The organism is Crateriforma conspicua, assembly GCF_007752935.1.
Lineage (GTDB): Bacteria > Planctomycetota > Planctomycetia > Pirellulales > Pirellulaceae > Crateriforma > Crateriforma conspicua.
This window is the reverse complement of sequence record NZ_CP036319.1, coordinates 6,179,181-6,197,935: the sequence shown is the minus strand read 5'-3', so window position 1 is coordinate 6,197,935 and position 18,755 is coordinate 6,179,181. Positions and strand designations below refer to the sequence as shown.

Below are 18,755 nucleotides of genomic sequence, written 5' to 3'. Positions count from 1 at the left end.
TCGGCAAGCGGCATCGCAATCCGATTCTGGCATGTCAGAATGATGGTTGGACGATCATTCCCGCACCCGGCTCAACGCGACTTGTGATTTCTTTGGCAAACCGTCACCGTGATTCGCTTCAGATTCGCGTCTTGGCACCTCTGCTGGGCGTGGCGACGGCGGCGGCATTGTTGGTTACCGCGGCGTCGTGGTGGTTCGGCCAGAAATCGGCTTTGCTGGAAATGGAAGAGCGTTTTGCCTCGATCGAATCCACCGTGGCGCGGTCGACTTTTCCCCTGAATTCAACGGTGCTGGAATCGCTTTCGGGTTTGACCAAGACGCAGTGGGTGACTTTGGATGCCGAAGGAAATTTGGTTTCGGCAACCTTGCCCATTGATGACCAAGACATCGGGCAGTTTCAAGCGTTGCGTCCCTTGGATTCCGGCTGGCATCCCATCCGATGCGAAGGTGTCCGGTTCATGGCTCGAGCCTTTCACCGTGTCCAATCCGGTTATCGTGTGGACGGCGTCGCATCGGTTGCCGTTCTGTTTCCCCGGTCCAAGGTCGACGCGGCTGCACGGCAAGCCGCCTTGTTTCCTTTGGCGACCGGCTTGTCCACGATCGTGGTCGTATGTGTGGGGATTTGGACCATCCTTGTGGGAATGATTCGACGTTTGAACCGGCTGCAACAGCACGTGGAACGGATCGCCCAAGGTGACTTTGACGCGCGGCTGGAAGATGCCAACAACGATGAACTGGGGCGATTGTCTAGGGCTGCCAACGTGATGGCCGGCCAATTGGATCAATTGTGGCAACAGGTGCATGCCCAGCAAGGCGAAAAGCTGTTGCATCAGATATCCGGCGGTATGGCGCACCAATTACGCAACACGCTGACCGGCGCTCGCATGGCGATGGAGTTACATCAATCGTCGTGTCCCATCGAAGACCAGCAGGACATTGATGTTGCGGTCGACCAGATTCAACAAGCCGAAAACTATATCCAGCGGCTGTTGTCCTTGGGGGCCGCCGGCGCGGGGGCCCCCGATGCCAAGCCCGCGACGATCACACAATGTATCGACGATCTTCGTTCCACTCACCGGCCCGTCGCGCAACACTTGCGGGTCAAGCTGATTTGGGATGTCGCCCCGGAGACCGGGGGGCGATGGGTCAGCAACGGATCATCGTTCTGTGTCGCGGTTTCGAATCTGGTGCTGAACGCCCTGCAGGTGGCAAGCGTTGTGGAGATTCGTGTGGCGTCGGGACGGAGCGACGGACAGGCGGAACAATGCCGCGTCCAGGTCATTGATAATGGACCGGGGATCGATCCCGTGGTCGCTGATCGGTTGTTTGAACCGTTTGTGACGTCCAAACCCGAAGGGATGGGGTTGGGGTTGCCGTTGGCACAGCGATGCGTCGACGATTTGGGGGGGCAAATCGATTGTCGTGGCCGCGATGATGGCACATCCGGAACGATCTTTGAATTCTTCTGTGCCGTGAAAGCGACCAAGCCGAAATGACGACGAACGATTCAGGAAACGCACCGGCCGATGTCTTGGTGGTTGATGATGAACCGTCGATTTGTTGGGCGTTTCAGCGGATGTTGGAGGAACAGGGACACCACGTCCGAACTGCATCTTCGGCGGAGGAAGGCTTGGAACTTGCGTCGGACCGTGCGCCCGATTTGATTCTGTTGGACGTCAGGCTGCCGAAAGAAGACGGTATCTCGGCGCTCCCCAAGTTTCGATCCGTGACCAACGAGGCGCCCGTTGTCATCATGACGGCCTTTGGTGACTTGGACACCGCGGTTGCCGCCGTTCGTCAAGGCGCCAGCGACTATCTGGTGAAACCGTTCCGTTTGGAAGACGCACGGCGGGTCTGTAAGAACGCACTTCGTCGGCCCGCGGTCACCAGTGCATCCGTGACTTCACCGACTGCCAGCGGGGCCAACGATATTGTCGGCGTCTCTGCAGCGATTCAGCACGTGTTTCGCCAGATCGCTTTGGTGGCATCCAGCGATTTAAGCGTGTTGATCACGGGGGAAACGGGAACGGGAAAGGAGTTGGTGGCAGCGGCAATCCACAAACATAGCGACCGTGCCGACAAGCCGTATCTTCCCATCGCTCCGGTCGCATTGAATGAAGACTTGATCGAAAGCGAATTGTTCGGCCACGTGAAAGGTGCTTTCACGGGCGCCACCGACGATCGCCAAGGCTTATTCGAACGAGCCGAGGGGGGGACGATTCTGTTGGATGAGATCGGAGACTTGCCGATGCACATTCAAGTCAAGTTGCTAAGAGTTCTGGAGCAACGCGAATACTTTCGTGTCGGCGACGTGACGCCGCGTCGGTGCAATGTCCGTCTGCTGGCGGCCACCAATGCGGACCTTGGTCATGCCGTTCGTGAGAATCGATTTCGCGAAGACTTGTTTTATCGCTTGAACGGCTTGCACATCCACCTGCCACCCTTGCGTCAACGTCGCGAGGACGTAGCACCCTTGGTTCAGCATTTCTTACGGCTGGCGGGACACGCAGATCCGGCATCTTTGGTCTCGGACGATCTGATCGTCGATCTCCAGAATCGACTTTGGGAAGGCAACGTGCGCGAGCTTCGAAACGCGGTGGAACGCGCGGCGGTTGTGGCACGCGGCCGTCGTCTATCCGTTGACGATTTTCCAGTGGCATCATCCCGTCATGATCTCTCACCGACGGACGACCGGCCGTTTGATTTGGCGGCTCATGTTGATAGCTGGGTTCGCGATGCGCTCTCGGACGGCCACCGGTCGGATTTGTTGGCCCGACTGCATGCCGAAGTTGAAAAACCATTGATTCGCATTTTGATGCAACGGACGGGGCAAAACCGAGCGAAGACGGCGGAGATGCTGGGGATTCATCGCGGGACGTTGCGCGAAAAGATCCGCAGCTACGGCCTTGAAAGCGACCCGACTCCGGAACCCTAAGCCGAGGCGTTGTTTTGTCCGTCCGATCGGATTGGCACCGCTGGATCTTGGGATCATGACCATTTCGTCATGCTGTCAAGTGATCGAAACGGCACCGGTTTCTCGAGGCACTGGTGTTAGATGGTCGCAGTTCCCACCGACCGCGGCGGATGGAGGTGTGTTGAGACCAAAGTCAGGTAAGCTTGATTGTGAAGGGAGATGCGGCAACCATTCCGTCAGGGTTGAAGCAAATCAAGTGCGGGCCGTCGGACGCTTGGCATGGACAGTCGTGTTGATGGGACGGCCCGTGCTTTACTAACGATTGCTCCATCCGGTCGGTGCGTCGAAGTTGCTCGCAAGTCTCCCCCGCGACGTGAAGGCGTTGGGAGCCAATTTGAGATGAGCCCGAAACGACTGACGAAAAAACGACTGACATTGATCAACCCTGTGAACAATGTTCGGTCCGGTTTTGCCGTGAATCCAAGTTCGCGGTTTCCACCGCTGGGCTTAGGAATTCTGGCATCGTTGACACCCGACGACTGGGAGGTGGAGCTGCTGGATGAAAACTTTGCACCGTTTTCATACCGGGACGCCGACTTGGTCGGCATCACCGCGTTCACCTCTGCAGCGAATCGAGCGTACGAGATCGCGAGCATCTATCGCGACCAGGGCGTGCCGGTCGTGATGGGTGGGATTCACGCGTCAATGTGCTCCGATGAAGCATTGCGTTTTGCCGATGCGGTCGTTGTCGGCGAAGCCGAATCGGTTTGGCGGCAAGTGCTTGCGGATGCCGATGCCGGGTGTCTTCGCGGGCTTTACCACGGACAATGGTTGGATCCGGATCGTGTCGCCCCGCCACGAAGGGACATCTATAGCGATGAGTATGTCTTTGCCTCGGTGCAGACGTCCCGCGGCTGTCCCCTGGATTGCGAATTCTGTTCGGTCACCGCCTACAACGGTCGACGCTATCGCCGTCGTCCCGTCGCCGATGTGCTGGATGAGTTGGAGGCGCTGAACAACGAAATGGTCTTCTTTGTCGACGACAATATCATCGGCAACGGTGCCTCCTGTCGAAAACAGGCGTTGGAACTGTTTCAGGGGATGGTCGCCCGAGGCATGAACAAGACCTGGTTTTGCCAGGCGTCGATCAGCGTGGCTGATGACCCAGAAGTGTTGGACTGGGCCGCGCGTGCCGGATGCCGAATGATATTCATCGGGATTGAAGCCGAAGACATCGACGCGTTGACGGAGGTCAACAAACGATTGAATTTGAAAAAGGGTGCGTCGGCTTATCAGGAAACCTTTGACCGTATCCACGCATCGGGAATCGCTGTACTGGGGGCATTCATCTTTGGGATGGACAGCGACACGCCGGAGGCCCTTTTTCGTCGTGCGGAATTTATGGTCAATAGCGACGTCGATGCGATGCAATTGACCACCATGACGCCATTGCCAGGCACGCGGCTTTTTCAACGACTCGAAGAAGAAGGGCGTTTGCTGTACGCGAATTTTCCCAATGATTGGGCACACTACGATTTGACCAAACTGGTGCATCGTCCCAAATCAATGCCCCCGGACGAACTGTGGGACATCATCCGTCAGTGCACCGAGCGGGTGTATGATCTCCACACGTTGAAAACAAAAGCCAGACGCACACTAGAAACCACCGGCAGCATGGAAGCCACGGAGTTCGCGTATCGGACCAACATCAACTATCGAAACATCGGGCTCGCGCTGGGAACCTTGGTTTAGTGGTTGCAAGCCATTCGAGAATGATGTCCGACTGTCCAGGGTTGTCCCTGATCAGGCCAGATTCGGCGGATGCAGGCCATCGACGATCATTTGTCGGCTACTTTATTGGTCTTCGAAACGGGCCGATATTCAAACGGACCAGCATCTCAGGATTTTGAAACATGATTGACTATCGGACCGAAGTGGTTGGCAAGAACGAGGACGTCTTGGTGGTGCACCTGCGCGGGCGGATGGATTCGGTGACGTCCGATTTTCTGTTCGACGTCTTCAGCAGCCAAATTGAATCCGATTTGAATCGTGTCGTGATCGATTGTGAAGAATTGGACTATGTGTCCAGTTCAGGCCTAGCAGCGTTGGTAAGGTTGCACTCACGTCTTCGCAAAGCGGGTGGCATTGTCAAACTCGCAGCCGTCAATTCCTCGATCACAGACGTGTTGCGTGTCGTGCACTTCGAGAAGCTTTTCGGAATTTACGACACCGTCGATGACGCCGTGCTTGCCTTTTAGTTCCAACGCCAAGCCTTGTCGCCGGCATTCACCGGCGGGGAACGGCCTAAGCGGGTGACCGGGTTCGAACCGGCGACATACAGCTTGGGAAGCTGTCACTCTGCCAACTGAGTTACACCCGCAGCGAACGCCATTTTAGCCGTCGCCCAACGGTCGTGTGGGAATTCGGCCTGCCGACCGGGTCGGTGCGGCATGATGTTCGTGGTGCAGCGGCCACGATTCCGAATCGGGTGCTGCTGCGATGAAATGCTGGCCACCGGTAACGCAAGTGAACCGTTCGCCGGGTTGAATTCTTTCTTTGTGATTTCGTGGCCGTCGGATAAATTCTTGAATCCAGGACCGTGTCGCATGGTCCTTGGGATTTGAATCCGGGATCGGACGGGAGACTGCGATGGGCAAAACAGTGCGGTGTGCGTGTCGGATTCGGTACGTTCCGCGGTTCGAAACCATGGAATCACGCCGGTTGCTGGCGGCGATCGTGATGACGCCTCAGGAACAGTTGCACTTGGAACTGGTCAATGCGGCACGTGCTGATCCGTTGGGGACCGCCGCGCAAGCCGGATATCCGCTGAATGACGGTTTGTCGCCAGGGACGATTTCCTCGAGCCCCAAGCAACCCTTGGCCCCCAATCAACAATTGATTGCGGCGGCACGCGGTCACAGTCGGGACATGATCGACCGTGCGTATTTCGACCACGTTTCGCCGGATGGAAAAGATCCCGGCCAGCGCATTCGCGAATCCGGATATTCGCCTCGACGCTGGGGCGAAAACATCAGCGCGATTTATGGTTGGTTTGGAGATCAGTCGGATACGCAATTCCATCACTGGAATTTGTTCGACAGTCCTCCACACCGAGTCAATATCATGGATGACTCGTTTCGAGAGATCGGCGTCGGCGCGGTGGCGATCGACGGCGATGATCTTCTGACGCAGGTATACGGCACCAGGAACGGGAATGCCTTCTTGACGGGCGTGGCGTTTGCCGAAGGCAACTTTGATCGGATGTACTCGATCGGTGAAGAGTTAGCGGAGCTTCGAATCGAAGCACGCAATCAAAATGGCGGTGTGTACGAGACCGTCACAGGACCGTCGGGCGGGTATGCATTGGCGGTTCCCAACGGTGTCTATGAAATGACCGCGACGGGTGCAGGGCTTGATCAGCCGATTGTGGTGTCGGGGGTTACCATGGCCGGTCGAAATGTCAAAGTCGACTTTGTCACGGGGATGACGGAGATTGGCCCCGATTCGTACGAGCCCAACGATGGGTTTGCCAAGGCTGTCGCGATCGACAGCGGTTCTGTTGTGATCAACGATCTGACCATTGATCATGCCGGTGACTTGGATCATTTTCGGTGGCAATCCCGATCGGCGGGCACCGTCACGGTCTTGCTAGAGGGCCAGTCCGATGGTGGCGACATCGATTTGTCGGTCTACGATGCCGATGAGGCGTTCGTTACAGGATCGACGAATTACGGTGACGAGGAATCGGTGCTGTTTCAGGCCGAGGCGGGGGCTGTCTATGTCTTGAAAGTCGAAGGATATGCGGGCGAATTGCATCCCGGATATCGTTTGATTGTGGAGGCGCCCCGACCACCGAAACTGAACGATGATGGTGCGTTGACCGCGGCAGGCACCTCGGTTCAGATCGATCTGCTTGCCAATGATGTTGTGGGCGATCAGCCATTGGATGCCTTGACGATGCGGATTCGTGTGCCAGCCAACAACGGAAACGTCGAAATCGATGAGGCGGGGATCGCAACGTACACTCCGGATCCGGAATTCCTTGGCACAGATTCATTCACCTACGATGTCGCCGATGAAATGCAGCGGGTCGGCGAACCCGCCACAGTATTTATTCATGTCGGCGTTCAGCCAGAGCACAATCCCCAGAATCGCTATGACGTCAGCGGTGAAGGCGACGTGTCGGCGTACGACGCGTTGCTGGTCATCAATCGGCTTGGCAGGGAACTTGGATCCACGCAGTCGGAGATCCCTGTTTCTATGGCCGGTCACGGTTATCCGTTCTATGACGTCGATGGAAGTGGAACGATATCCAGCTACGACGCATTGCTGGTGATCAATCAGGTATCGCGTGGTCGCTATGCCGCGGAACCAGAATCGACGGAGGCCGACGTGCAGCGGCCGAACCGTGTCTCACCAGCGATGCAAAGCAAAGATGACCCGTTCGTCCAATGGATCGACGAAGGATTGAAGCAGCTGTTTTAGGACTTGGGTAGACGCGTGCACCGATCGACACGGTGGAGGCTTCGACAAAACGTGCCGTAGGAAGGCTAGGGCGATTTCAGTGTTCTTCCATCCACTGCGATGCCCAGTGGTTCGCTTCGACGCAATGCGATCGACCGTTGATTGTGATTTGGATCGGCTTGTCATTAAAATTTTCCACGACCCAGCTTCCGTCACTGTAGCAATAGATGGCTGTTCGCTGCGGCGCGGTGATTGCCAAGTTCAACGGCTTGAGAACTACGTCGCGTAGCATCGATAATTCTTTGACGGGCAATGAGTAGGCGTTTTCCACATTGCCATCCAACGTCAATATCGAGAAGTGGTCGTCTGACAGGTCGATATCTTTAGCGATCTTTTGCGCAAGCGAATCCGTCAGAATCACCGGTCGTTTGGATTGCAAAAATTGGGCAAGCTTCTTCACGAAGTCTGCATCGTGCAATGCATGCACCGAAAAGAACGCGGCGTCCGCGTCATTCGGAAAGCGATCGGTCGTGACAAACGGAATGCCCATCATCCCGACGAATTCAAAGACACGCCGTTCATTTTCGCCCTCGCTGTTTGGTGGTTTGTACATGGTGACGCCAATGGCTTGGCGCTTGCGGACCTGCGTGGCGAGTCGCAACAGTTCGGGGAGGGCGTCTTGCAATGCCTCCGCGTCGGAGCGTCCGGGATCTTTGAAACGCAGATTTCCAGCGTTGAACAGCATTGATTCATTGGCGCCACCCAAAATGGTTTGCCTGGCTTGGGAAAGGTAAGTTGCGGGGGTGGTCCCGAGAGTGTCATACCAACCGCCGCCGCATTTTCGGCCGCTGATTCCCTCCAGCCAGGACTGCAAAAAGTAGGCGGTCGTGCGACCACGCCCGCCCCAACGCTCGTCAAATTCGTCTCGGATCTCGGTGCCCACCCAAGTCTGGTCAAAGACCTCGGTTTGACGGACGACGTCGTATCCTCGTTCTTGAAAATTGTCGTACCACTGTGGGTATTTGATGATCACCGAAACGTTCGGATTGACTTCTCTTGCCGGTTTCAGGACAAGGTTTTTGGAAACCTGAAGCATCAGTTCGCGTCGATAATCACTCCACTGGTCACCGTCGACATCAAACGTTTCTCCATCGACAACGACGCGCCCATTCGCTCGTGCTTTTTCACACTGTTCACACTGGCAATCGGTGAACCAGAAGTCATCGATCATGATTTCGTCAAACAGGCCTGCGGTAAACTCGAAGATCTGGCGAGTCTGCTGTTGCGTTTCCTTGGCCGTGTAACAGGAAATCAGATCCCATCCGGTCGAAATCTTGCCGACCCGCGTGGTGGTGACACAGCCAGAGACAAGAAAGCCGGCTTTGCGAAATCGGTCTCGAGCGTGGGCGATGGTTTGTGAGTCCGCCCAGTGCTGCGTGCGAAACGTTTCCAGGTAGACCTTGGTGATTCCCATTTCGCGGCACCAACGAATCGCTTGATCAATGTCGTCATCGTTGGCCAAGTCGGACGTGACCTGCTGTGCCGTGAAGAGTGTCGAAAAACGATGCGTGTCCGCATGTTCTTGCGCCAGGTTCCACAGGTCGGTTTGTGCGTCTGCAGAGGTGCTGAACGCAAGAACGCCGACGATCAGAAGGGCGGGGATGCGTGACATGGTGTTCGGCCGGAAGGCGGGAGGGAATTGAGGGAAGGCACGGATACTCTTGGACATCCATATTTTAGGCATGCGAAGTTTACGGTCGGAAAGTGCATGCCGTCCTGCACCGTGGTGCGTCGATTTGACCGCGTTGATCTGGCAGTGATCCGTTCGCTGTTTGCTACACTGGGATCACACGTGGAATCGTCCTCCATGCCCGCCCCCGCCAAAGAATCCAACCGTCACGGACCGTCGGATCGAATTCGCCGACATGCTCCGGTCGTGGATTGACCGCTATGCCCACCGTTAAGTCTTGTTGTGCGATCGGCATCTTGTTTTGCAGTTTCCGCTTTTTGGATGCTGCGTCTATTGAACAGGATTTGTTGCCAGGCGATGTCGCGCAAATCGTGTTTGCCGAACGGTCATTGAACTATGACGGGCATTGGTACGCCAATTTTGGATACTATGCCGATGACCGTGATCGCAAAGCGTACGGGGCTTTCGGGCGTTTGGCGAAATTGGATGTCGCAACAGGCAAAGTCACCGTCTTGTTAGACGATCCAAAGGGGGCGGTTCGCGATCCGGTGGTGCATTATGACGGTCAAACGATCGTGTTTTCATACCGCCCCGGCGATAGCGATTTCTATCATCTGTACGAGATTCAAACCGATGGCACGGGGCTTCGGCAGCTGACCGATGGACCCTTTGATGATATCGAACCGACCTGGATGCCAGACGATTCGCTGGTGTTTGTTTCCACACGTGCCAAGCGATGGGTGAACTGCTGGCTGACGCACGTCGCGGTTTTGTATGCTTGCGATCGAAACGGTCAAAACATTCACCAGTTGTCGGCCAACATTGAACACGACAACACACCATGGCCATTGAATGATGGTCGTATCTTGTACCAGCGTTGGGAATACATCGACCGATCGCAAGTCGACTATCATCATCTTTGGACGATGAATCCCGATGGTTCCGGTGCGATGGTTTTCTATGGAAATCAAAGCCCGTCAACGTTGATGATCGATGCCAAGCCCATCCCGGGAACGGACAACGTCGTGTCTATCTTTTCGCCCGGCCACGGACGCAAGGAACATGCCGGCGCGGTGTACGTCGTCAGTCCCAAACAAGGGCCGGATCAAGAATCGTCAGCGATTCGAATCACGCCAGAGAAGGATTTCAACTATCGCGACCCCTATGCTGTCACGCCCGACCTGATTCTTTGTGCCCGAACCAGCAAATTGCTTTGGATTAGCCCTGATGGCCAGCAGGGTGAACTGTATCAAGTGGACGCCGAACGCGCCGAGCAATCCGTCTGGGTTCACGAACCACGTCCCCTGGTCCCGCGGCAACGCGAGCCCGTCATTCCATCGCGGGTCAATGCACGACAAGCGACAGGACGAATGTTTCTGTCGGATGTCAAGCAAGGACGGCGGATGAAGAAGGGCGGGAAACCGATCACTCGTCTGCTGGTGGTCGAATCCTTGCCAAAGCCGATCAACTACACCGGTGGTATGGAACCGATCAGCTATGGCGGAACCTTTACGCTGGAAAGACTGTTGGGAACGGTTCCGGTCGAATCAGACGGATCTGCATTCTTTGAAGTGCCGGCGTTGCGATCGTTGTTCTTTATCGCGGTCGATGAGGATGGGGACACCGTGAAGCGAATGCAGTCGTTCACCAACGTGATGCCTGGTGAGACCACCGGGTGCGTCGGATGCCACGAGCATCGGACACAAAGTCCCGACATGATCGACACCACTCAGGACTATCTGGCCATCGGCCGGCCGCCAAGTCAGATCCAACCCATCGAAGGTGTTCCCGACGTTTTTGATTTTCCGCGTGACATCCAGCCCATCTTGGATCGACATTGCGTCACTTGCCACTGCACCGAACGTCGCGAAGGTGGTGTGATGCTGACGGGAGACCATGGGCCGGTGTATTCGCACAGCTATTACATGCTGACGTATTTGAAGCAGTTCGTTGACGGACGCAATGAAGCGAAAAGCAATCTGTCACCCTATTCCATCGGTGCCGCGGTCAGTCCGTTGATGCAAAAGTTGTCAGGCGAACACTACGGCGTAAACGCAACCGAGACGGAACGAAAGATCGTAAAGTACTGGATTGAGACGGGGGCACCCTATCCGGGAACCTACGCGGCGTTAGCCAGCGGCATGATTGGTGGCTATCAAGAAAACAAACAGGTGCATCACACGGGTCGAGAGTGGCCGGAGACGATTTTGGCCGCTGCTGCGATCCGGCGACGATGCGTTTCCTGTCACGAGAAGATTCCGAAGGATCTTTCCGACAATTCCCAGATCTCGTTTTGGCGTCCGACGTGGGACGAGCCGAATTTGGGGAGAACACGTCACATCGTTTTCAATCTGACGCACCCCGAGAAGTCTTTGGTGTTGCGTGCACCGCTGGTCAAGGAAGCGGGGGGCGAGGGCCGATGTGGTGGCAAGCCAGTGTTTCGGTCCAAGCATGATCCCGATTATCAAGCGATTTTGTCAATGATTCGCGCCGGGCATCAAGATTTGCAGAAGCGAAAGCGATTTGACATGCCGGGTTTCGAACCAACCGCCCCGTATGTTCGCGAAATGAAGCGGTTCGGTATTTTGCCTCCGGAATTTCAGCTCGGACGCGACGCTATTGATGTGTACGAAACGGATCGAGCCTATTGGGAATCGCTTTGGTATCACCCGGTGGATCACGAGGTCACGGTGCCATGAACAGGTTCGGTCGGATGCCAAAGTTGCTCGTCGTATTCTGGTTAGGATTGCTGGCCTGGGGATGTCGATCTGGCTTGGCGGAGTCGGCCGATGCCGGTGAATCTGGATTCAAATCTCCGATGCATTTGCTAGTGTCGGAAGACCAGCAGAGGTTGTTTGTGTGTGAGACGACCGGACGAGCGCTCTCGGTCATTGATACTGAAAGTCGGGTGTTACGTAAGCGAATCCGTTTGCCGCAGAATCCAACCGGGGTGGCGATGCTGGATTCCAATCGTTTGTTGGTGACCGCGGGTGCCGCTGACGGGGTGGTGCTGGAGGTGGATGTCGATTCGTCAGAGGTTCGTTCGGTCCAACAGGATTTGCATGCGCCGGTTGCTCCCGTGGTCGATGCAAAGCGGAAACGGATCTACGTCGCCGACCGCTATCGATCCAGCATCGTCGTGATGGGGTTGGACGGCAGGGTGATCGATCGTGTGGCGGTATCACGCGAGCCCTGTGCCGCGGTGATGACACCCAATGGCCGGGCGTTGGTCGTTGCACACGAATTGCCCGATGGCACCGCCGACGGTCAATACTTGGCGGCAAAGGTGGTATTGATCGACCTCGATTCGCTGCACACGGTCACGCTGGAGCTGCCCAACGGATCCAATTCGCTACGGGATGTTTGTGTGGATGCCGATGGCCGGTTCGCGTACGTGACGCACGTTTTGGCCAGGTATCGGTTGCCGACCACTCAATTGGAACGCGGTTGGATGAACACCAACGCGGTGACAGTGATCGATGTTCCGGATCAGCGAGTGGTCAATACGGTTTTGCTGGATGAAATCGATCGTGGGGCTGCCAATCCTTGGGGCGTTGCGGTTGATGGGGGCGGCAATCGACTTTGTGTTGCCCATGCGGGCACGCAAGAAATCAGCGTGATCGATCGCGCCGATTTGCATCGCAAGTTGAACGATGCGGCGGCCGGACGAAAGGTGACCGAGGTGTCGAATCAAGCGAAGAACGTTCCCAACGATTTGGCATTCTTGGTGGGGGCTCGGCAACGCATCGACGTGGAAGGCAATGGCGCGCGGTCGCTAGTCATCTTTGGTCATACCGTGGCGGTCGCCATGTTTTTTACGGACGAAATCGTTTTCGTTGATTTATCGAGAACGAATCCGAAGCAAGTCGACCGATTGAAGCTTGGCGATGATGTGGAAATGACGCCGCAGCGTCGAGGCGAGATGTATTTCCATGATGCTTCCCTGTGTTTTCAGACTTGGCAAAGTTGCTCCAGTTGCCATCCCAGTGATGGGCGGGTGGATGGATTGAACTGGGACTTGCTGAACGATGGGATTGGCAATCCGAAGAACACCAAATCGTTGTTGCTATCGCATCAGACACCTCCGGCCATGGCGTTGGGCGTTCGTGCGAATGCAGAGGCCGCCGTGCGAGCTGGGATTCGGCACATTCAATTCGCCGTGCGTCCGGAGGCGGATGCGTCGGCGATCGACGAGTATTTGAAAAGCCTGCGTCCGCTGCCCAGCCCCCACCGCATCGATGGCGAACTGAGCGAAGCGGCCGAGCGAGGCCGCGAGGTATTCGCGACGTCGGGCTGCATCCACTGTCACGCTGGACCGAATTTCACCGAAGGCAATGCCTATGACGTGGGCACTGGTTTAAGCCGGGAACGTGGAAAGCGGTTTGACACGCCGTCGCTGGTGGAAGTGTGGCGTACCGCGCCGTATCTGCACGACGGACGTGCGGCCACCATCAAAGACGTCTTCGTGAAATTCAATGAAAACGATCGTCACGGACGAACGTCCGAACTGAGCGACGAACAGGTCAACGATCTGGTCGCGTACGTTCTGTCGTTGTAATCAGGTGGGAAAGTCGCTTGGGGATCCGATGCGGGCACGAACGCGTGGCAGCGAAGGAGCCAGTTTGGCTACAGCATGTCCATCGGGTCGATGTCCACCACGTACTGAACGTCATCCTTTTCGGGGATACGGAAATCCTGGCAAGCACGCCGAATGGTTTCACCCAGCGGGCCAGATTCCGGGCACTGCAGCAGAGCGTGGAAACGAAACTTGCCGCGCAGACGGGCGATCGGGGGCGGGGCAGGGCCCAGGATGCGAATTTCGTGTTTCAGCAAGTCCCGCGTTGCTTCGATGCGTCCCACCAATTCTTCCGCGATACGTTCAGTGGTTTCTTCTTCGGTGCCACGGATGATGATCCGGGCGACGCTACCCCATGGCGGGTAGTTGTACTTTTTTCGATTGACCAGTTCGTCTTCGGTAAACCCGATGTAATCGTGTCGCGATGCCGCTTGGATGGCGGGATGTTCCGGTGAATAGGTTTGCACGATCACGCGACCACCGCGGTCACCACGGCCGGTTCGTCCGGCGACTTGGGTGACCAGTTGGAACGTCCGTTCGGCGGCGCGAAAGTCGGGGAAGTGCAGGGCACTGTCAGCGTTGATCACGCCCACCAGCAAAACATTGGGAAAGTCCAAGCCTTTGGCGATCATTTGTGTTCCCAACAGGATGTCGATCTTTCCTGATCGAAACGCCGAGAGCACCTTTTGGTGGCTGCCCGGTCGCCGCATGGTGTCACTGTCCATCCGCGCGACATTGGCGTTGGGGAACCGTGCTTTGACTTCGACTTCCAGTTTTTGTGTGCCCAGGCCTCCGTATCGGATACCGTCGAATCGGCATGCCGGGCACCATGGGGGCGTCGCGATGCAAAAGTCACAGTAGTGGCACATCGCTTTGCCGCCGTCGCGATGGTGCGTCAGTGGCATGTCGCAATCCGGGCACGCGACCACATGACCGCACGATGGGCACTGGATGGTGGTCGCGAACCCTCGCCGATTTAGCAGCAAAATGCATTGGCCATTTTCATGGATTGTTTCTTGAACCGCCTGGTGAAGCGGGCGGCTGATCGCACCCACGGTTCGATCGTCTTTGATGCGCATGTCGACCAATTGAACATCGGGCATGGCCCGGTCACGCACTCGATCCGGCAGCGATAGACGTTCGGCGTGGCCGGTTCGTGTGGCATGCCAAGATTCCAGCGACGGCGTGGCGGATCCCAACAGCACGGGAATGCCCAGCGAATTCGCACGAGCGATGGCCACCTTTCGAGCGTGGTATCGTGGCTGGGTGTCTTGTTTGAACGACCCGTCGTGTTCTTCATCGATGATGATCAGCCCCAGTTTGGGCAGTGGGGCGAACACGGCGCTGCGTGGGCCGATGACGACTTGAACTTCGCCGCTGCGAATACGCTGCCACTGGAAATGGCGTTCGGCGGGCGTCATCTGGCTGTGCAACACCGCAACGCTATCGAAGCGTCTTTCGAAACGTCCTCGTGTTTGCGGAGTCAGACTGATTTCGGGCACCAACACGATCGCGCCGCGGCCAAATTTCACCAAGTGTTCGATCGCACGGATGTAGACTTCGGTTTTTCCACTGCCGGTCACACCATGCAGCAGCATGACTTTGGTTTTCTCCGATTCAACGGCTTGATTGATCTGTTTCAATGCGTCCGATTGCGAGTCGGTCAGGTGGTGTGTTTTTTCCGCTTCCCCGTCGTTGATTTGCCAGCGGGTGGTCATGCCGCTGTTTTGTTCACGTCGGCGTTCGCTGGACAGCAGTCCCTTTTTATGTAGACGCCGAATCGGGTCTTCGGTGCAACCGACTTGGATGCTGATCTGGGCCGCCGTCATGGGGGCGTTTGCGGCCAGCAGCATTCGGGCGACGGCTTGTTGTTTGGGCGACAGGCCCGCCACAATTTCTTCAGTCAAATCCTTGGGGTCGGCCCGGAAATACGTCTTTTGTTTCGTGCCGGCGCTGCTTCGGACACTGGAAGGGATCAGCGTATCGAAGACTTGTCCCGCGGGAGCCTGGTAGTAGTGGGCGATCCAAAGGACCAGTCGAACCAAAGCCGGATCGCACAGAGGTTCCTCGTCCAGCAGTTCACTGATTTCACGCAGTTTGTGGCGGCTTTTGCCAGCCATGTCGACATGAATGCACCAGCCCATCGTGCCGCCCCGTCGTCGCCCCAGCGGGACACGGACTCGCGACCCGGGTTGGATGTGTGACCGTATTGCATCGGGAATCGCGTAGTCATAGGGACCGTGCGGCGACTGGCTGAAGACAACGCGGGCGATTGCGGTTTCTTCGGCTGCGACCAATTCCCAGGGCGGCGGCGATTTATCGAACAGATCCACCTGACGCGACGCGTCATCCCCGCGGTTGCGGTGGGGCGGATCGTGGTCAAAATCGTGCGTCATGGCGTTGCCCGACGGCGGACTCGTGTCGTGGGGGGCGTGATTGCAGGCATCTGTCAACATAATGCATCCCTTCGAAAGTGTCGTTGGCTGGCATTTTGCCGACGTCGTTGACACGTTTGGTCACCCGCGGGGCGATCTTGGACATGCCGATGCGTTGGGTTCCCCGACTTGGGGATGATTCACGGTCGAAAGTTGGGCGTTGTTGCCCGGACCGATAAACGAGAGTGACATTTCATCATGCGTATTGGCGTTTTTGGGGGATCGTTCGATCCGGTGCATTTGGGGCATTTGTGGATCGCCGAATCAGCGATCGAAACGCTGGGGTTGGACCAATTGAGATGGATCCCGACGGCGAAGTCTCCACTGAAACAGGATCGGCAGGCGGCCGCGGATGAGACCCGCGTGGCCATGCTGCGGTTGGCATTGGGCGGCGCCAGCCAACACGTCGTCGACGATCGCGAAATTCGCCGGGGTGACGTCAGCTATACCGTCGACACGTTGTCGGAGCTGAAGGAAGAGTTTCCCAACGATGATCTCGTGTTGATCGTCGGCAGCGATTTGGTCCCCACCTTGCCAAAGTGGCGTCGACTGCAAGACATCTTGTCCCTGGCCGATCTGTCGGTGTTTCATCGCGGTGGCGAGCCGCCGATCGACTTTGGGGGGCTGGAGCAGGCGTTGGGGGCTTCGGTCGTGGGGCGACTGAAAGGCAGTCTTGTCGAAGTCCCGCGAATTGAAGTTTCCAGCAGCGAGATTCGCCAGCGGATAGCCGACGGAAAAAGCATCCGGTTTCGTGTGCCCCACGCGGTCGAAGTGTTGATCAGAACCGAATCGTTGTACATGCGGTCCGCGGAGACCTGAGATCCGCGACCATTGCGATACTTCGGTCAGGTCAACGGATAGATTCAGGCTTTCAATCACAGCAGCATCGCACCGGTGTAGCGATCACCGGTGGGAACCAATGCTGGAAGCTAGTTATTCGACCCGCATGATCCGGTGATCGATGATTTCACGGCCATCGGCAAAGACCGCTTTGACTTCGATGCGGTGCGTGCCGGCCGGCAAATGTGTCGGCAGCATGCCACGGAACATGTGCGGCGTTGCGTGTGGTTTGGGAAGGTCGATCCACGTTCGCTCGGGCAACGCTTCTTCAACCTGTTTGGCACGAACGTACGCCGGGTCTTCGATGCGGATCGCGTCCATGTCCGACCAGTCAGCATCGTTCACACGAATTTGGCACTGGGTGTTCGCATCGGCGGCGAACACGTTGGCGATCGCAACGGTGGTTGCCAGATCCGATGACGCGGCCTGTTCGGGCAGGTAGATGTTCATTTGGTGTTCGGCGGGACGACTGGCCGCACGAAATTCCAACGAATAATTTTGGCCGTCGAACGACATGATGGAATAGCCGTTGGGGGCACCGTCGCTCATCGTGGCGTGCGGGATTCCACGTTCATCAGGTTGGCCACGCCACCAACTGCCACACACCGTGACGTTGATGATGTGGTGATGAGGCTTGGGGCCTTGCCAGCCGTCTTCGTCACCGATCAGCACGTGTTCCATGTAGTGGGTGTGAGCGGAGATTGACACCGTGGCGGGGCGTTTTTCGATCAGTCGATAAAGATCTTGGCGATCGTCGACGTTTTGCAGCGGGATGTGCATCATCAGCACGACCAATTGGTCTTCCGGGATCATGGCCAAATCGTTGCGGATGAAGGTCAATTGATCTTCACCCAATCCACCGTGATAGTGGGCCCGCTGACCGTCGTGTTTGGCGACCCAGGTCACGTCATCCAAAACCAAGAAATGCGTCGGGCCGTGGTCAAAGGAGTAATAATTCGGGCCGTAATGACTTTCGAACGTTTCATCGCTTAGCCGATCGTTCGGTGCGTCGTAGTTGATGTCGTGATTGCCGATCACGTTGTACCAGGGGATACCGATCAGCGCGATGGCTTGATTCAACGGTGGCATCACCGACAGGTCATCAAACACAATGTCGCCTAGCGTGACACCGAACGAAGCGCCGTGACCATCTTCGGCAATGATCTGTTCGATCACATCGTGCGCCATGTATTCGACTTCCTTGATGTTGCGTGGTTGGGTGTCACCGAACAACAGAGCTTTGAATTGGTCTGGTTCGTTGCGACGCGTCAAAGGAAAGTCGACGGATTCGGGCAGCGGACCGGTTGGTTCGACGCCGGGATATTGAAAGTCCTTGGGTGATCCGTTCGGTTTGTGGATGTAATAGAACTGAGGCAGATTGTCGGAATCGACCGGTGTCATCCAGTTGCGAGGTTTGATGACGAACAGAATCGTGTCGTCGGTGACCGGCAAGCTGTACTTTCCTTGCTGGTCGGTTTTGACGATGTGCTTTCCGTTGCTGACCTTGATGTTTGCCAGTCCGGGTTCGTCTTCATCGCGAACGCCGTTCGCATTGATGTCTTCGAAAACAATGCCGACGGCGGTTTGGCCGTTAGCCAGGGCGTGATGCGAATCGTGCTGGTGGGCGGTCAGGTTCTCGCCACAGATCGCGACAATCGCGACTGCAACGCAAAACCGAGTGCGAGGGAACCGAATGTTCACGAGGGGCCTCAGGCGGGTGCATGGTTCGGACTACGAAGCATCGGCCGCACCGCCACTGGGAAGTTTTAAATCTGGACAAGGCGGGCGACCGAGTTTCCTTTAAAGACAGAACTGTACTCGTTGGTTTCAGAATGA

General features: G+C 56.6%; 11 protein-coding genes and 1 tRNA gene. 8 read left to right on the top strand and 4 right to left on the bottom strand.

Translation table 11 applies throughout. From position 1 onward, the window contains the following. The first annotated feature begins 83 nt into the window (after positions 1 to 83). The 4 genes from Mal65_RS22680 (at position 84) to Mal65_RS22665 (ending at position 5,172) form a co-directional block, all read left to right on the top strand. Complete coding sequence (locus tag Mal65_RS22680) at positions 84 to 1,496, top strand: sensor histidine kinase (protein ID WP_165701469.1); 1,413 nt, start codon at positions 84 to 86, stop codon at positions 1,494 to 1,496. Continuing rightward, a complete protein-coding gene (locus Mal65_RS22675) occupies positions 1,493 to 2,935 on the top strand; it encodes a sigma-54-dependent transcriptional regulator (protein WP_145303012.1) in 1,443 nt (480 codons plus the stop codon). The genes Mal65_RS22680 and Mal65_RS22675 overlap by 4 nt, the downstream gene beginning before the upstream one ends. Before the next feature lie 378 nt (positions 2,936 to 3,313). After that, the gene (locus Mal65_RS22670) at positions 3,314 to 4,666 is read left to right on the top strand and encodes a B12-binding domain-containing radical SAM protein (protein ID WP_196784383.1); all 1,353 of its coding nucleotides are present in this window, start codon (positions 3,314 to 3,316) and stop codon (positions 4,664 to 4,666) included. 161 nt (positions 4,667 to 4,827) lie between these two features. Further along, entirely contained in the window at positions 4,828 to 5,172 is a 345-nt protein-coding gene (locus tag Mal65_RS22665; RefSeq protein WP_145303009.1) for an STAS domain-containing protein, read from the top strand. Between the two features lie 49 nt (positions 5,173 to 5,221). Here the strand turns inward: Mal65_RS22665 and Mal65_RS22660 are convergent. Beyond that, positions 5,222 to 5,294: transfer RNA gene (locus tag Mal65_RS22660), tRNA-Gly, on the bottom strand. Between the two features lie 269 nt (positions 5,295 to 5,563). Between Mal65_RS22660 and Mal65_RS22655 the strand changes: the two genes are divergently transcribed. Further along, positions 5,564 to 7,399: an Ig-like domain-containing protein gene (locus tag Mal65_RS22655; protein ID WP_145303006.1), complete on the top strand. Its 1,836-nt coding sequence runs from the start codon at positions 5,564 to 5,566 to the stop codon at positions 7,397 to 7,399. A gap of 76 nt (positions 7,400 to 7,475) precedes the next feature. On the opposite strand, the gene Mal65_RS22650 is transcribed toward Mal65_RS22655, so the two are convergent. Then, positions 7,476 to 9,050 (bottom strand): hypothetical protein, encoded by a 1,575-nt coding sequence (locus tag Mal65_RS22650; protein WP_145303003.1) that lies wholly within the window; start codon positions 9,048 to 9,050, stop codon positions 7,476 to 7,478. Between the two features lie 278 nt (positions 9,051 to 9,328). On the opposite strand from Mal65_RS22650, the gene Mal65_RS22645 reads away from it, so the two are divergent. After that, positions 9,329 to 11,767 carry an HzsA-related protein gene (locus Mal65_RS22645; protein WP_145303001.1) on the top strand — a complete coding sequence of 813 codons (2,439 nt, stop codon included), beginning with the start codon at positions 9,329 to 9,331 and terminating at the stop codon, positions 11,765 to 11,767. Positions 11,768 to 11,781: 14 nt separating this feature from the next. Next, the gene (locus Mal65_RS22640; protein ID WP_165701468.1) at positions 11,782 to 13,626 is read left to right on the top strand and encodes a c-type cytochrome; all 1,845 of its coding nucleotides are present in this window, start codon (positions 11,782 to 11,784) and stop codon (positions 13,624 to 13,626) included. A 68-nt stretch (positions 13,627 to 13,694) separates the two neighbouring features. On the opposite strand, the gene priA is transcribed toward Mal65_RS22640, so the two are convergent. After that, positions 13,695 to 16,040: a replication restart helicase PriA gene (priA, locus tag Mal65_RS22635; RefSeq protein WP_145302995.1), complete on the bottom strand. Its 2,346-nt coding sequence runs from the start codon at positions 16,038 to 16,040 to the stop codon at positions 13,695 to 13,697. Between the two features lie 237 nt (positions 16,041 to 16,277). Between priA and nadD the strand changes: the two genes are divergently transcribed. Continuing rightward, complete coding sequence (nadD, locus tag Mal65_RS22630; protein ID WP_145302992.1) at positions 16,278 to 16,898, top strand: nicotinate (nicotinamide) nucleotide adenylyltransferase; 621 nt, start codon at positions 16,278 to 16,280, stop codon at positions 16,896 to 16,898. Between the two features lie 114 nt (positions 16,899 to 17,012). On the opposite strand, the gene Mal65_RS22625 is transcribed toward nadD, so the two are convergent. Next, positions 17,013 to 18,620: a calcineurin-like phosphoesterase C-terminal domain-containing protein gene (locus Mal65_RS22625; RefSeq protein ID WP_231131218.1), complete on the bottom strand. Its 1,608-nt coding sequence runs from the start codon at positions 18,618 to 18,620 to the stop codon at positions 17,013 to 17,015. Between the last annotated feature and the right edge of the window lie 135 nt (positions 18,621 to 18,755).

Bases quoted from the DNA above. Each gene is read 5' to 3' on its own strand.
- priA (WP_145302995.1), bottom strand. From the start codon at position 16,040: ATGACGCACGATTTTGACCACGATCCGCCCCACCGCAACCGCGGGGAT.
- nadD (WP_145302992.1), top strand. From the start codon at position 16,278: ATGCGTATTGGCGTTTTTGGGGGATCGTTCGATCCGGTGCATTTGGGG.
- Mal65_RS22640 (WP_165701468.1), top strand. From the start codon at position 11,782: ATGCCAAAGTTGCTCGTCGTATTCTGGTTAGGATTGCTGGCCTGGGGA.
- Mal65_RS22645 (WP_145303001.1), top strand. From the start codon at position 9,329: ATGCCCACCGTTAAGTCTTGTTGTGCGATCGGCATCTTGTTTTGCAGT.
- Mal65_RS22650 (WP_145303003.1), bottom strand. From the start codon at position 9,050: ATGTCACGCATCCCCGCCCTTCTGATCGTCGGCGTTCTTGCGTTCAGC.
- Mal65_RS22655 (WP_145303006.1), top strand. From the start codon at position 5,564: ATGGGCAAAACAGTGCGGTGTGCGTGTCGGATTCGGTACGTTCCGCGG.
- Mal65_RS22675 (WP_145303012.1), top strand. From the start codon at position 1,493: ATGACGACGAACGATTCAGGAAACGCACCGGCCGATGTCTTGGTGGTT.
- Mal65_RS22670 (WP_196784383.1), top strand. From the start codon at position 3,314: ATGAGCCCGAAACGACTGACGAAAAAACGACTGACATTGATCAACCCT.
- Mal65_RS22665 (WP_145303009.1), top strand. From the start codon at position 4,828: ATGATTGACTATCGGACCGAAGTGGTTGGCAAGAACGAGGACGTCTTG.